Below are 12,448 nucleotides of genomic sequence, written 5' to 3'. Positions count from 1 at the left end.
TCCATTGAGGAACACCGTGCCGATTTGCAGGAGACCATAGCATGGCGCTGTACGAGATTGCTTTCAGAGGTGAGTGCATACCAGGCGTGCCGGTTGAAACCGTGAAGGCCAGTGTAGGGCAGCTGTTCCGCGCCGATGCCGAGCGCGTCGCGTTGCTGTTTTCCGGCCGCCGCCTGGTATTGAAGGGCGGCCTGGAGGCCGCAGCGGCCGAACGTTTCCGCCAGGCCATGGCCAAGGCAGGGGCTGTTGCCTATGTTCAAGAAACCGCTTCTGTGGAGCACGTTGAACTGGCGCCTCCACCTCCACTGGCTTCGGTCACTGGCCCTCGGTTGCAGGTCACACCCAGAGATCGCTACATGGCGGCCTTTGTGGACGTAGATGCCCCAGACTACCCGGTGGCCGAACCCGGCGCACTAATGCAGCCCCAAGCCGCGCCCGTGCCGCCACCGCCGTTGGACCTGAGCCGGTTGAGCCTGGCCCCGGCCGGCGCTGACCTGGTGACGGCTGAGCCCAAAGCGGTGGCAGTGGTGCCGGATGTTTCGCATTTGAAGATGGTGCCTTAGGCCCCTGCATAGCCCGAACAACACTTCTTGAATTTCTGCCCGCTCTCACAAGGGCAGGGGTCATTGCGGCCTGCGGTCAGTGGCACTGTGGGGTCGATGAAATACCAGCGGCCAGCGTTTTGAACGAAGCCGGAGCGTTCTCGGTGGCTGTGTTCGCCCTGAGTATCGTGCCAACGGGCAACGAAGGTGACCCGAGCGTGCTCAGGCGTGCCGCCCATCACCTCGGCGCTTTCTACTTCCAAGCCTAACCAGGTGGCCTGTGCGCTCCAGGTCGCCATAGCCTCACGGTCAAGCTTGCCCTGTTGCGCAGGGAGCGTTGTGGCGACCAGGTAGTCCACCCGTCCCAGCACATAGGCGCTGTAGCGGGACCTCATAAGGTGCTGTGCATCTGGCGCGGAGTAATCCTCATGAAAACGCCCGCAGCAGGCCTCTAGAAAGCTGCCACTGCCGCAGGGGCATACCGACGTTGCCATGGTTACCACCAATATTTGTCAAAGTGCTGCGGGTTGGCCCAGAAGCGCGCGTTGAGCCAGTCCGGCGCTTGTTTGTATTCGCGCACATCATAAGTGAACAGCCCGAGGGTCTGCGCGTCTCGTTGAAAGGTTGCAGTTTTTTGCAGGGCCAAGGCATAAAAGTCTGTCTCAGCCCAGGGGCTCGCACCCAGGTCAGCCAGTACGGCCAGGCGGCTGGCGTTCAGGTTGCGAATGCCACCCAATAACTCCTGGCCTTGGCGAAGGGTCAGGTGTTCAAGGCAGTCCACCACCACCGCCAGGTCGAATCGCTCGCCTGCCAGCTCAGGTGGCAGGGCGCCGGGTGTTGCCAGGCCAAGCACCGTGTGGGGGTGCGTTTCCATGAAGGCATCCAGCGCTGGAAAGCGCCCGGCAGCCACCACCAGTAGGCGTTCGGGTGGGTGCGCGTCGAGCACTGCCGCCAGTGCCTGCTGGGGTGTTTGGGTTGAAAGGGTCATGCCGCACGTCCTCTTTTGGAAAACAAAGACTAACGTCCTGGAAACTTCCCGCCTAGTGCGCAATCAATTTGCCTGTATTTCGGCAGAGCGACCTGCCTTGGGCTTTAATCCAATGACCGGCACCGGCCGGCGACACAGGAGTTACAACGATGAGAACAATCGTGCGGGCATTGTTGCCCGTTCTTCTGGTCAGTAGTGTTCTCTCAGGGTGCGCATCGCACAGTGATGGTACTGCGCCGCTGAACCAAGGGAACTGGCCCATTTGCAGTGCCATCGGGGGTGTAGCAGGTGCAGGGCTGGGCGCGCTGGAAAGCAGCGCCTGGGCTGCAGGGGGAGGGGTGCTGGGTGTGATTACCGGCGGTTTGATCTGTTACGCGCAGGACGGTGACCAGGACGGGGATGGCGTGTTTGACCGCCGTGATCGCTGCCCCGACACACCGCACGGTACACCGGTATCCCACAACGGTTGCCCATTGCCACCGCTGCCAGCGCCTGTGGCGGTAGAGCCACCGCCACCACCACCTCAGCCGCCCAAGGAAGAGGTCATCACCCTGAGCGACGCGGGTGACGTGCTGTTTGAGTTTGACAAGTCCAACCTGACCGCAGAGGCCCAAAGCCAGTTGACGGGCTTGCTGGATCGCCTCAACGCGGCTGACATTGTCAGCGTAAAGGTTGAGGGTCATACCGACAGCGTAGGCAGTGACAGTTACAACCAGGGCCTTTCTGAACGCCGCGCCCAAAGCGTGGTGGACTTCCTGACCCAGCACGGCGTGGCCCAGGCCAAGCTGAGCAGCCAGGGCTATGGCGAAAGCCAACCTGTGGCGGACAATGGCACGCCTGAAGGCCGTGCGCAGAACCGTCGAGTGGAACTGCGCCTGAACCGCTGACAGGACGCCTCGCAGCTTTTTCGGTAGAGTAACCCCCTTTACCGAAACGGCTGCGAGGTCCCGCCCCATGAGGTTTCCCACAATCGCTTCTGGCGTGGCCTCCCTACTGCCGCTTCTGGGGTGGTGGCTAGTACTGCTGAATCTAGTGTCGCCGTTTCCAAAACCTTTCTCCGCGCTTATCTCCCTTGCTGGCATTAGCCTGTTGCTACTGCATGGGCTGGAGCTGCTGGTATTCAACCGCAAGTTGCAGAGCAGCAACCGTCGCTGGCTGGACCGGCTGCTGGTGTTGATAATGGGCATTTTCTACCTGCAGGTCGTGCTGCGCAGGCCTGTGGTGCCTGCATCTGTTTTAAACAAGGCCTAGCGCAACGCGGTTGGCGCAAAAGCTGCATTGGGGTCTTCATTCGCCGGGTTTCCGTCGCGGCATTTGGAGAACGCAATGCAAAGGTTGGGTGCTGTACTGGCAATGCTGCTGTTGAGCGGTTGCATGAGTGTGAGTGACATGGGCGTAGTAGCACGGGACCAGCTTAGCGACGCCGGCGTGCTCGACCACAGCCAGACCCGCCGTTCAGTCAACTTCCGGCTGCAGCCAGACTCCTTTATCTACATCGCCCAGGGTTCATTCGTTCCCCCCGGTGGCGCGTACCCTCGGCCTAACGTAGTGGCTGAGGAAGCGTTCAAAGGCTTCGTTGAATACTTCCCCATGGTACGTCGCGCAGAACAGCCAGAAGGCCTTGAACAGGCGCTGACCGAGGCACGGGGTGTGGGTGCGCACTATGTGTTGTACACGCGCTTTGCCAGGGCGGATGACCGTATCGGCAACCTGGACGAATGGTCTGACCAGGAAGCTGTAGACCGGCTGGGCATCGACAGTGGTGTGGTACAGATGATGCTGATCGAGACCAGTACACGCTATCTGATCGATACTGCCACTATTCGCAGCCGAGGCGGGTTGCTTACCTTCCACAACAACCGGCCGGAAGACTTGCTTGGCCCGCCTTTCGAGGACTACGCTCAGCGCTTGTTAGGCATGGGCGACCAGCCGTAACCGCTTTAGGAACGACCATGAGCAACCCTTCAACGGCTGACAACTTGCTGGAACAGATTCCCAAGGCCCAAGGGTTGCCCCCGGTGCACCTGTGGAACCCGGCCTTTTGTGGGGATATCGACCTGCGCATTGCCCGTGATGGCACCTGGTATTACCTGGGTACCCCTATCACGCGAAAGCCTATGGTGCGGTTGTTCTCAACTATTTTAAGGCGTGATGAAGACCGTTGGTGCCTGGTGACGCCGGTGGAGAAGGTGGGCATCCAGATTGAAGACGCACCCTTTGTGGCGGTGCTGATGCAGGTGGAAGGTGAGGGCGAGCAACAGCACCTCCACTTCACAGACAACGTGGAGAACCAGTTCAGCGCCGGGCCGGAACATCCCCTGCGGGTAGTGACCGATGACGTAACGGGCGAGCCTGCACCTTATGTAACTGTGCGCGGCAACCTGGAAGCTTTGATTAACCGTAACGTCTTCTATCAGCTGGTAGAGCTGGCCGTTACCCGAGAGGTAGACGGCCAGCAGTGGTTAGGCGTGTGGAGCGGGGGAGTGTTTTACACCCTTGGCGAAGCGCCCTGAATCTTAGGGCTTGGCAACGTGCCACACCCCGCCTTTGCCATCCCCGGTCACATCACCGGGCTTGGCATCGTTTTTCCAGGTGTACAACGGTTTGTCCTTGTAGGCCCACTGCTGGCGCCCGTCGTTGCGCTTGACCAGTGTCCAGTCGCCCTCTGGAACGGCGCCAGTTTGAGCCACGAAGGCTGGCCAGTTTTCCACGCACTTGCCATTGCACATGGACATGCCCGTCATGTCCTCATCGTAGGTGTACAGGGCCTGGCCCTTGTCATCCACCCATACCGCACCCTTGTCGGTAGTAACGGTCTTGGCGGGTTCGGCAGCCTGGGCAGTGGCCGCGAGGCAGGCGATAGCGAACAGCGCGGGAAGTGCAATACGTTTCATTGAAAGCTCCTGCCTGGATAGAAGTGACGGATTCTCAAATGACCTTGCGGATAGCGTCTGTGACGATACCCAGATTGCCTTGGTTAAGGGCGGCAGCACAGATGCGCCCTGTGTCCAATGCATAGATGCCAAATTCATCACGCAAACGGTGAACCTGAGCGGTTGTCAGGCCCGAGTAGGAGAACATCCCCCGCTGCTGCTGAATGAAACTGAAATCCTGGCTGGCGCCCGCCAGGCGGTCGACCAAGGCCAAGCGCATGTCGCGGATGCGGCTACGCATCTCTGCCAGTTCCGATTCCCATAGGGCACGCAGTTCCGTGCTGTTAAGCACCGTGGCAACAATGGTCGCGCCATGGGTGGGGGGGTTGGAGTAGTTGGTGCGAATCACGCGCTTGACTTGGGAAAGTACGCGAGCGCTCTCGTCCCGTGAGGCTGTCACGATCGACAAGGCGCCCACGCGCTCGCCATACAGCGAGAAGGACTTGGAGAACGAACTGGACACGAAGAACTCAAGGCCCGCTTCCGCGAACAGGCGTACCGCCTCGGCATCCTCGGCAATACCATCGCCAAAGCCTTGGTAGGCGATGTCCAGGAAGGGGATATGGCCCTTGGCGCGAACCACGTCCAGCACCTGCTCCCAATCGCTGCGGGTCAGGTCCACGCCGGTGGGGTTGTGGCAGCACGCATGCAGCACCACCACTGAACCACTGGGGAGCGCGTTCAAGTCCTCCAGCAGGCCGGAACGGTCTACACCGTGGTTGGTCGCATCATAGTAGCGGTAGTCCTGCACAGGGAAACCAGCGGTTTCGAACAGGGCCCGGTGGTTTTCCCAGCTCGGGTCACTGATGGCCACCACGGTATCGGGCTTCAGGCGCTTGATGAAATCTGCGCCCAGCTTGAGCGCCCCCGTGCCACCTACGGCTTGAACGGTCACCACACGGCCTTCGGCCAGTAACGGCGACTGCTCCCCGAACAGCAGCACCTGTACGGCCTTGTCGTAAGTGGCGATGCCGTCGATGGGCAGGTAGCCGCGTGCCGCGTGCTGGGCCACCCGGGCCTGCTCAGCCTGGATGACGGCCTTGAGCAGCGGGAGTTTGCCAGCCTCGTCGTAATACACGCCTACGCCCAGGTTGATCTTGCCCATGCGGGGGTCAGCGTTGAAGGCCTCGTTGAGGCCGAGGATAGGATCGCGGGGTGCCAATTCGACAGCGGAAAACAGGCTCATGAGGGACCGTGGCTCTGTGGGAGAAGTTAAAAAGACCGCACCAACGCGGTACGCCAACGGTCAGTGAGTATAGAGACCGCACCGCAGGTTCGCGACCGCCATGGCTTTGTTTTAGTGAATTTATTTCCCCGCCTGAATCAGGCCCAGTGGCACATTGCTGGGGCCTTGAACGCATGCGGGTTTGACGGGACAGCAATGGCCCAAGTACTGTTTATGGATACAGCCCTGCGGGGTGAACCGAGGTAGACCATGTCCGAATTCCAGCTTGTTACCCAATACCGCCCTGCTGGCGATCAGCCTGAAGCGATCCGCCAACTGGTAGAGGGCATCGATGCAGGCCTGGCGCATCAGACTCTGCTGGGGGTGACCGGCTCAGGCAAGACGTTCAGCATTGCCAACGTGGTGTCCCAGGTAAAGCGGCCGACGTTGGTACTGGCACCTAACAAAACCCTCGCAGCCCAGTTGTATGGAGAGTTCAAGGCGTTCTTCCCCAACAACGCCGTTGAGTACTTTGTGTCCTACTACGACTATTACCAGCCCGAGGCCTATGTGCCGTCGTCGGACACCTTCATTGAAAAGGACGCCTCCATCAACGATCACATCGAACAGATGCGGTTGTCGGCCACCAAGGCCTTGTTGGAGCGTAAAGACGCAATCATCGTCACCACGGTCAGTTGCATCTACGGCCTGGGCAGCCCGGAAACCTACCTGCGTATGGTGCTGCACCTGGACCGAGGCGACCGCTTCGACCAGCGCGAGCTGCTGCGCCGGCTGGCTGAGCTGCAGTACACCCGCAACGAAATGGATTTCGCCCGGGCCACCTTCCGTGTGCGTGGCGACGTGATCGACGTATTCCCGGCCGAGTCGGACCTGGAAGCCATCCGTATCGAGCTGTTCGACGATGAAATCGAAAACATCTCGTCCTTCGACCCGCTCACCGGGGAAATCATCCAGCGCCTGCCGCGCTACACTCTCTACCCCAAGACCCACTACGTGACCCCTAGGGAAACCATCGTAGGGGCCATCGAGAAGATCAAGGTAGAGCTGGAAGAGCGCCTGGAGTACCTGCGCGGGGCCAACAAGCTGGTAGAGGCCCAGCGGCTGGAACAGCGCACCCGGTTCGACCTTGAAATGATGCTGGAGCTGGGCTATTGCAACGGGATCGAAAACTACTCCCGCTACCTGTCAGGCCGCCCGGCCGGGGCCCCGCCGCCTACGTTGTACGACTATCTGCCGGCCGAGGCCCTGCTGGTGATCGACGAGTCCCACGTGAGCGTCCCCCAGGTGGGCGCCATGTACAAAGGCGACCGCTCACGCAAGGAAACCTTGGTGGAATACGGCTTCCGCCTGCCGTCGGCGCTGGATAACCGGCCCATGCGTTTCGAAGAGTGGGAATCGATCATGCCCCAGACCATCTTCGTATCGGCCACGCCAGGCCCTTACGAGCAGGAGCATGCGGGGAGAGTGGTCGAGCAGGTGGTGCGGCCTACCGGCCTGGTGGACCCTCAGATCGAAATTCGCCCGGCGTCCACTCAGGTGGATGATCTGTTGTCGGAAATCCGCAAACGTGTCGCCCTTGACCAGCGCGTACTGGTGACCACACTGACCAAGCGCATGTCTGAAGACCTTACGGACTACCTGGCAGACCACGATGTGCGCGTGCGCTACCTGCACTCGGACATCGATACCGTGGAGCGGGTGGAGATCATCCGTGACCTGCGCCTGGGCACGTTCGACGTGCTGGTGGGGATCAACCTGCTGCGCGAGGGCCTGGACATGCCTGAGGTGGCCTTGGTCGCCATTCTGGACGCGGACAAGGAAGGGTTCTTGCGTTCGGAGCGCTCGCTGATCCAGACCATTGGCCGTGCGGCCCGTAACCTCAATGGTCGCGCCATCTTGTACGCGGACAACATGACAGGCTCCATGGAACGCGCCATCAACGAGACAGACCGCCGTCGTGAGAAGCAGATCGCGTTCAACGAGGCCAACGGTATCGTGCCTAAAGGCGTAGTGCGTGATATTGCGGACATTCTTGAAGGCGCCAACATCCCAGGGGGCAAGAGCAAGAAGCGCAAGGGCATGGCCAAGGCCGCCGAAGAAAGCGCCAAGTACGAAGCCGAGCTGCGTAGCCCAAGCGAAATCACCAAGCGCATTCGCCAGTTGGAAGAGAAGATGCTGCAGTATGCGCGCGACCTGGAGTTCGAGGCCGCCGCGCAAACCCGGGACGAGATCGGCAAATTGCGCGAGCGTTTACTGGCGGTGTAAGCCTCTGGCCCAAGGTTCGCCCGCTTCGCAGGCTCCCACAAGGTCTGTTAGCCAATGGCATTCCTTGTGGGACCGGGCTTGCCCGGGAACAAATGCCACCGGTTCGCCCGCTGCGCCCGCGCTTCGCCCGCGCTTCGCAGGCTCCCGCAGGGCCTTTCAGTGCCTGGCACACCCTGTGGGACCGGGCTTGCCCGGGAACGGGTGCCCAAGGTTCGTCCGCTGCGCCCGCGCTGCGCCCGCGCTGCGCGAACTCCCACAGGGTGCTACCATTCCTCACTTTGCACAGCCCTGCCCGAGAACCTTCAATGAGTACCGTTCGTACCCGAATCGCCCCTTCACCTACCGGTGACCCCCACGTTGGCACGGCCTATATCGCCTTGTTCAATTACTGCTTCGCTAAAAAGCATGGGGGCGAGTTCATCCTGCGGATCGAGGACACAGACCAGCTGCGTTCAACCCGCGAATCCGAACAGCAAATCTACGATGCCCTGCGCTGGTTGGGCATTGAATGGAGCGAAGGCCCGGATGTAGGCGGCCCCCATGGCCCTTACCGCCAGAGCGAGCGCGGCGAGATCTACCAACGTTATGCCCAGCAACTGGTAGACGCCGGCCATGCGTTCCCCTGTTTCTGCACGGCTGAAGAGCTGGACCAGATGCGCGCCGAGCAGACCGCCCGGGGCGAAACGCCGCGCTATGACGGCCGTGCGCTCTTGCTGCCTGCCGATGAAGTCCAGCGCCGCCTGGCCGCTGGCGAGCCCCATGTGATCCGTATGAAGGTGCCTACCGAGGGCGTCTGCGTGGTGCCCGACATGCTCCGTGGCAACGTGGAGATCCCGTGGGACCGTATGGACATGCAGGTGCTGATCAAGACCGATGGCCTGCCCACCTACTTCCTGGCCAACGTGGTGGACGACCACCTGATGGGCATCACTCACGTGCTGCGTGGCGAAGAGTGGCTGCCGTCCGCGCCCAAGCTGATGAAGCTGTACGAATACTTCGGCTGGGAGCAACCTCAGCTCTGCTATATGCCACTGCTGCGCAACCCGGACAAATCCAAGCTTTCCAAGCGCAAGAACCCCACCTCGGTGACCTTCTACGAGCGCATGGGCTTCATGCCTGAGGCCATGCTCAACTACCTGGGCCGCATGGGCTGGTCCATGCCGGACGAACGCGAGAAGTTTTCCCTGGAGGAAATGGTCGAACACTTCGACCTGTCCCGCGTCTCCTTGGGCGGGCCTATCTTCGATATCGAAAAGCTTTCCTGGCTCAACGGCCAGTGGCTGCGTGAACTGCCTGTGGAAGACTTCGCGGCGCGGTTGCAGAAGTGGGCGTTCAACCCGGATTACCTGATGAAAATCGCCCCCCTGGTACAGGGCAGGGTGGAAACCTTCAGCCAGGTGGTGCCGCTGGGCGGCTTCTTCTTCGAGGGTGGCATACGCCCGGACCCTGCCTTGCTCGTGAGCAAGAAACTCAGCCCTGACCAGGTTCGGCAGGTGATACAACTTATCCTCTGGAAGCTTGAAAGCCTCCGCCAGTGGGAGAAGGACCGCATCACGGCCTGTATCCAGGCGGTGGTCGATGCCTTGCAGCTCAAGCTGCGGGATGCCATGCCTTTGATGTTCGCCGCCATCACTGGCCAGGCCAGCTCGGTATCGGTGTTAGACGCCATGGAAATCCTGGGGCCGGACCTTACCCGCTACCGCCTGCGTCAAGCGTTGGATGTACTGGGCGGCGTCTCGAAGAAAGAAAACAAGGAATGGGAAAAGCTGCTGGCCGATATCGGCTGATAATGCCCCTGGGTGTGCAACGGACATGAGCGCTTCGCTTGTTGCCGTTGCAGCCTTGTTATTCGGGGGGTTGGCCTAACCCTTTGAATGCCGGGAATAATTTTTCAAGAATTTCTGAAAATTTGTTTGACAGGGTAGGGGTGTCGTCTTAATATGCGCCCCGTCCACGACATGGTGCTGAAACAAGGCGCCGCACTGTGGGGCTATAGCTCAGCTGGGAGAGCGCTTGCATGGCATGCAAGAGGTCGACGGTTCGATCCCGTCTAGCTCCACCATATTCCTTGCCCGAGGCGCTGTAAGCCTGGGGTACACCGGCCAGAAGGCTGGTGGGAAAGAAGGTCTGTCCCCTTCGTCTAGTGGCCTAGGACACCGCCCTTTCACGGCGGTAACAGGGGTTCGAGTCCCCTAGGGGACGCCAGTTTCACCTGTATCGCTTCGGTGATACACGCCGCCAGGCGTTAAATTGGGGCTATAGCTCAGCTGGGAGAGCGCTTGCATGGCATGCAAGAGGTCGACGGTTCGATCCCGTCTAGCTCCACCAATTTGCCAAGGCCTGCTACGGCAGGCCTGCTCGAAGGTTTGCGTCCCCTTCGTCTAGTGGCCTAGGACACCGCCCTTTCACGGCGGTAACAGGGGTTCGAGTCCCCTAGGGGACGCCACGTTTACCCCGATCTCCGGGAATCAAGGCTCATTCGATTATTGAATGGGCCTTTTGTTTTTCCAGCCCCCCGTGAGCGCAGGAGAGCCTATGAATTGGGATCTACCAGCACCTTTCACCCTCGACTATCACGTAACCGCCGATGACATCGATGGCCTGGGGCATGCCAACAATGCCGTGTACGTCGCCTGGCTTGAGCGCTGCGCCTGGCGCCACTCCGGCCATCTAGGCCTGGACCTGGCCGAATACCGCCGCCTGGACCGCGCCATGGCGGTATTGCGTCACGAGATCGACTACTTGGCCGCCGCCTATGAAGGCGATGAACTGGTAATGGGCACCTGGATCATGGACTGGGACCAGCGCCTGAAAATGAACCGCCGCTTCCAGCTGGTTCGCCCACGCGATGGCGCGACCTTGTTGCGTGCGCAAACCACATTCGTGTGCATCGAGCTGTCCACTGGCCGGCCCAAGCGCATGCCTAGCGAATTCATCGATGGCTATCGCTGCGCCATCCTGCCAGCGCCTGCCGCGCCCGAGAACTGAAACCATGCAACTTGCCTTGGCGCCCATGGAGGGGCTGGTAGATAACATCCTGCGGGACGTGCTGACCCGCGTGGGTGGGATCGACTGGTGCGTGACCGAATTCATCCGCGTATCAGACCGAGCGCTGCCACCCTCGTCCTTTCTCAAGCTGGCCCCAGAGCTGGCCCATGGCAGCCAAACCCGTGCCGGTACACCCTTGCATGTGCAGTTGCTGGGCTCCGAGCCAGCCTTGCTGGGCGATAGCGCCGCCGTCGCCTGTGAGCTAGGGGCCCCAGTGATTGACTTGAATTTCGGTTGCCCAGCAAAAACCGTCAACCGGTCCCGTGGCGGGGCGGTGCTGCTGAACGAGCCGGACCTGTTGCACCACATTGTGAGCCAGGTGCGCCGTGACACACCTGCCCATGTGCCCGTCACGGCCAAGATGCGCCTGGGCTACGCCAGCCCTTCCAGTGCCATGGACTGTGCGCGTGCGCTGGCCGATGGCGGGGCTGAACGCATCGTGGTGCATGCGCGCACCAAGCTTGAAGGCTACAAGCCACCGGCCCATTGGGAGTGGGTGGCGCGCGTGCAGGATGCCGTGAAGGTGCCGGTATATGCCAACGGTGAGATCTGGACGGTTGAGGATTGGCTGCGCTGCAGGGAAGTGAGCGGCGCTCAGCACTTCATGCTGGGCCGTGGATTGGTGTCGTGCCCGGACCTGGCTCTGCAGATCGCTGCAGCGGCGCAGGGTCATGAGCTTCAGCCCATGACCTGGGAGGCGCTGCTCCCCCTGCTGCAGGACTTCTGGCGGCAGGCCACGGCCAAGCTATCGCCTCGCTATGCGCCAGGCCGTCTCAAGCAATGGGTGGCCATGCTCACGCGTACCTATCCAGGCGCCGTGGAGCTGTTTACTGCCTTACGCCAGGAAACCGACTGCACCCGCATCAGCGCCCTGCTAGGCATGAACGACACGGTAGCTGCCTGAAAAAAAAGACGACGAACGGTCTTGAAACCGTTTTGGCGAGCCCTATCTGTTAAGTACGCGATGCCGAAGTCGGGTCGCGGAATCAACCACTCGCTGAAACATTTAGGAGTTTGTCATGAGTACTGCATTTTCCTTGGCTCCACTGTTCCGTCACTCCGTTGGCTTCGATCGTTTCAACGATCTGTTCGAGTCGGCGTTGCGCAATGAATCGGGTAGCACCTACCCACCCTACAACGTCGAAAAGCATGGCGATAACGACTACCGTATCGTTGTAGCTGCAGCGGGCTTCCAGGAGCAGGACCTGGACCTTCAGGTCGAGAAGGGCGTGTTGACAGTCACCGGCGGCAAAAACCGCGAGGGCGATACCAGCGCCGTTACCTACCTGCACCAGGGCATTGCCCAGCGGGCCTTCAAACTGTCCTTCCGCCTGGCAGACCATATCGAGGTCAAGGCGGCTGGCTTGCAGAACGGCCTGTTGAACATCGACCTGTTGCGTGTGGTGCCTGAAGAGGCCAAGCCAAAACGCATCCCGATTGGTGGCGCACAGCAGCCTGTGCTGGAACACTGATCGCTCGACGCGTG

Annotated in this window: 14 protein-coding genes and 4 tRNA genes; 14 read left to right on the top strand and 4 right to left on the bottom strand. The window is 60.7% G+C overall.

The window, feature by feature from the left end; genetic code table 11:
* Nucleotides 1–41: 41 nt before the first annotated feature.
* Nucleotides 42–563 (top strand): hypothetical protein, encoded by a 522-nt coding sequence (locus HBH25_RS03500; RefSeq protein ID WP_168081590.1) that lies wholly within the window; start codon nucleotides 42–44, stop codon nucleotides 561–563.
* Here the strand turns inward: HBH25_RS03500 and HBH25_RS03495 are convergent.
* Together HBH25_RS03495 and HBH25_RS03490 are read right to left on the bottom strand one after the other, a co-directional pair.
* Entirely contained in the window at nucleotides 560–1,036 is a 477-nt protein-coding gene (locus HBH25_RS03495; protein WP_168081588.1) for a YchJ family protein, read from the bottom strand. The two genes, HBH25_RS03500 and HBH25_RS03495, sit on opposite strands and share 4 nt — an antisense overlap.
* A 2-nt stretch (nucleotides 1,037–1,038) precedes the next feature.
* Nucleotides 1,039–1,530 carry a DUF6231 family protein gene (locus tag HBH25_RS03490; protein ID WP_168081586.1) on the bottom strand — a complete coding sequence of 164 codons (492 nt, stop codon included), beginning with the start codon at nucleotides 1,528–1,530 and terminating at the stop codon, nucleotides 1,039–1,041.
* 149 nt (nucleotides 1,531–1,679) lie between these two features.
* Here HBH25_RS03490 and HBH25_RS03485 point away from each other — a divergent pair, with 149 nt between their 5' ends.
* The 4 genes from HBH25_RS03485 (at nucleotide 1,680) to HBH25_RS03470 (ending at nucleotide 4,043) form a co-directional block, all read left to right on the top strand.
* Nucleotides 1,680–2,417, top strand: a complete 738-nt coding sequence (locus HBH25_RS03485) for a PA1041 family peptidoglycan-binding anchor lipoprotein (protein ID WP_168081584.1) — start codon at nucleotides 1,680–1,682, stop codon at nucleotides 2,415–2,417.
* Nucleotides 2,418–2,484: 67 nt separating this feature from the next.
* Nucleotides 2,485–2,781, top strand: coding sequence for a DUF1145 domain-containing protein (locus HBH25_RS03480; RefSeq protein ID WP_168081582.1), 297 nt, complete (start codon nucleotides 2,485–2,487; stop codon nucleotides 2,779–2,781).
* Between the two features lie 75 nt (nucleotides 2,782–2,856).
* Complete coding sequence (locus HBH25_RS03475; RefSeq protein WP_168081580.1) at nucleotides 2,857–3,465, top strand: DUF4823 domain-containing protein; 609 nt, start codon at nucleotides 2,857–2,859, stop codon at nucleotides 3,463–3,465.
* Nucleotides 3,466–3,482: 17 nt separating this feature from the next.
* Nucleotides 3,483–4,043, top strand: a complete 561-nt coding sequence (locus tag HBH25_RS03470) for a DUF1285 domain-containing protein (protein WP_168081578.1) — start codon at nucleotides 3,483–3,485, stop codon at nucleotides 4,041–4,043.
* A gap of 3 nt (nucleotides 4,044–4,046) precedes the next feature.
* Here HBH25_RS03470 and HBH25_RS03465 read toward each other — a convergent pair whose 3' ends face one another.
* Together HBH25_RS03465 and HBH25_RS03460 are read right to left on the bottom strand one after the other, a co-directional pair.
* Complete coding sequence (locus HBH25_RS03465) at nucleotides 4,047–4,424, bottom strand: COG4315 family predicted lipoprotein (protein ID WP_168081576.1); 378 nt, start codon at nucleotides 4,422–4,424, stop codon at nucleotides 4,047–4,049.
* A gap of 34 nt (nucleotides 4,425–4,458) precedes the next feature.
* Nucleotides 4,459–5,649, bottom strand: a complete 1,191-nt coding sequence (locus tag HBH25_RS03460) for an amino acid aminotransferase (RefSeq protein ID WP_168081574.1) — start codon at nucleotides 5,647–5,649, stop codon at nucleotides 4,459–4,461.
* 249 nt (nucleotides 5,650–5,898) lie between these two features.
* Here HBH25_RS03460 and uvrB point away from each other — a divergent pair, with 249 nt between their 5' ends.
* The 9 genes from uvrB (at nucleotide 5,899) to HBH25_RS03415 (ending at nucleotide 12,434) form a co-directional block, all read left to right on the top strand.
* A complete protein-coding gene (uvrB, locus tag HBH25_RS03455) occupies nucleotides 5,899–7,914 on the top strand; it encodes an excinuclease ABC subunit UvrB (protein ID WP_168081572.1) in 2,016 nt (671 codons plus the stop codon).
* A gap of 305 nt (nucleotides 7,915–8,219) precedes the next feature.
* On the top strand, nucleotides 8,220–9,701 hold the full coding sequence (gene gltX / locus HBH25_RS03450; RefSeq protein WP_168081570.1) for a glutamate--tRNA ligase: 1,482 nt from the start codon (nucleotides 8,220–8,222) through the stop codon (nucleotides 9,699–9,701).
* Between the two features lie 199 nt (nucleotides 9,702–9,900).
* Nucleotides 9,901–9,976 (top strand) — tRNA-Ala (locus HBH25_RS03445).
* Between the two features lie 67 nt (nucleotides 9,977–10,043).
* Nucleotides 10,044–10,119: transfer RNA gene (locus HBH25_RS03440), tRNA-Glu, on the top strand.
* 47 nt (nucleotides 10,120–10,166) lie between these two features.
* A tRNA-Ala gene (locus tag HBH25_RS03435) sits at nucleotides 10,167–10,242 on the top strand.
* Between the two features lie 42 nt (nucleotides 10,243–10,284).
* Nucleotides 10,285–10,360, top strand: a tRNA-Glu gene (locus tag HBH25_RS03430).
* An 89-nt stretch (nucleotides 10,361–10,449) separates the two neighbouring features.
* The gene (locus tag HBH25_RS03425; RefSeq protein ID WP_168081568.1) at nucleotides 10,450–10,902 is read left to right on the top strand and encodes an acyl-CoA thioesterase; all 453 of its coding nucleotides are present in this window, start codon (nucleotides 10,450–10,452) and stop codon (nucleotides 10,900–10,902) included.
* Between the two features lie 4 nt (nucleotides 10,903–10,906).
* On the top strand, nucleotides 10,907–11,866 hold the full coding sequence (locus tag HBH25_RS03420; RefSeq protein WP_168081566.1) for a tRNA dihydrouridine synthase: 960 nt from the start codon (nucleotides 10,907–10,909) through the stop codon (nucleotides 11,864–11,866).
* Nucleotides 11,867–11,981: 115 nt separating this feature from the next.
* Nucleotides 11,982–12,434 carry an Hsp20 family protein gene (locus tag HBH25_RS03415; RefSeq protein WP_168081564.1) on the top strand — a complete coding sequence of 151 codons (453 nt, stop codon included), beginning with the start codon at nucleotides 11,982–11,984 and terminating at the stop codon, nucleotides 12,432–12,434.
* The last annotated feature ends 14 nt before the right edge of the window (nucleotides 12,435–12,448 follow it).

Origin of the sequence: Pseudomonas quercus, assembly GCF_012033695.1 — a bacterium.
In the GTDB taxonomy this organism is placed as follows: domain Bacteria; phylum Pseudomonadota; class Gammaproteobacteria; order Pseudomonadales; family Pseudomonadaceae; genus Aquipseudomonas; species Aquipseudomonas quercus.
This window is presented reverse-complemented; position numbering and strand designations above follow the sequence as displayed.

Coding starts and splice junctions, on each gene's coding strand:
- HBH25_RS03500 (WP_168081590.1), top strand. CDS start 42: ATGGCGCTGTACGAGATTGCTTTCAGAGGTGAGTGCATACCAGGCGTG.
- HBH25_RS03495 (WP_168081588.1), bottom strand. CDS start 1,036: ATGGCAACGTCGGTATGCCCCTGCGGCAGTGGCAGCTTTCTAGAGGCC.
- HBH25_RS03490 (WP_168081586.1), bottom strand. CDS start 1,530: ATGACCCTTTCAACCCAAACACCCCAGCAGGCACTGGCGGCAGTGCTC.
- HBH25_RS03485 (WP_168081584.1), top strand. CDS start 1,680: ATGAGAACAATCGTGCGGGCATTGTTGCCCGTTCTTCTGGTCAGTAGT.
- HBH25_RS03480 (WP_168081582.1), top strand. CDS start 2,485: ATGAGGTTTCCCACAATCGCTTCTGGCGTGGCCTCCCTACTGCCGCTT.
- HBH25_RS03475 (WP_168081580.1), top strand. CDS start 2,857: ATGCAAAGGTTGGGTGCTGTACTGGCAATGCTGCTGTTGAGCGGTTGC.
- HBH25_RS03470 (WP_168081578.1), top strand. CDS start 3,483: ATGAGCAACCCTTCAACGGCTGACAACTTGCTGGAACAGATTCCCAAG.
- HBH25_RS03465 (WP_168081576.1), bottom strand. CDS start 4,424: ATGAAACGTATTGCACTTCCCGCGCTGTTCGCTATCGCCTGCCTCGCG.
- HBH25_RS03460 (WP_168081574.1), bottom strand. CDS start 5,649: ATGAGCCTGTTTTCCGCTGTCGAATTGGCACCCCGCGATCCTATCCTC.
- uvrB (WP_168081572.1), top strand. CDS start 5,899: ATGTCCGAATTCCAGCTTGTTACCCAATACCGCCCTGCTGGCGATCAG.
- gltX (WP_168081570.1), top strand. CDS start 8,220: ATGAGTACCGTTCGTACCCGAATCGCCCCTTCACCTACCGGTGACCCC.
- HBH25_RS03425 (WP_168081568.1), top strand. CDS start 10,450: ATGAATTGGGATCTACCAGCACCTTTCACCCTCGACTATCACGTAACC.
- HBH25_RS03420 (WP_168081566.1), top strand. CDS start 10,907: ATGCAACTTGCCTTGGCGCCCATGGAGGGGCTGGTAGATAACATCCTG.
- HBH25_RS03415 (WP_168081564.1), top strand. CDS start 11,982: ATGAGTACTGCATTTTCCTTGGCTCCACTGTTCCGTCACTCCGTTGGC.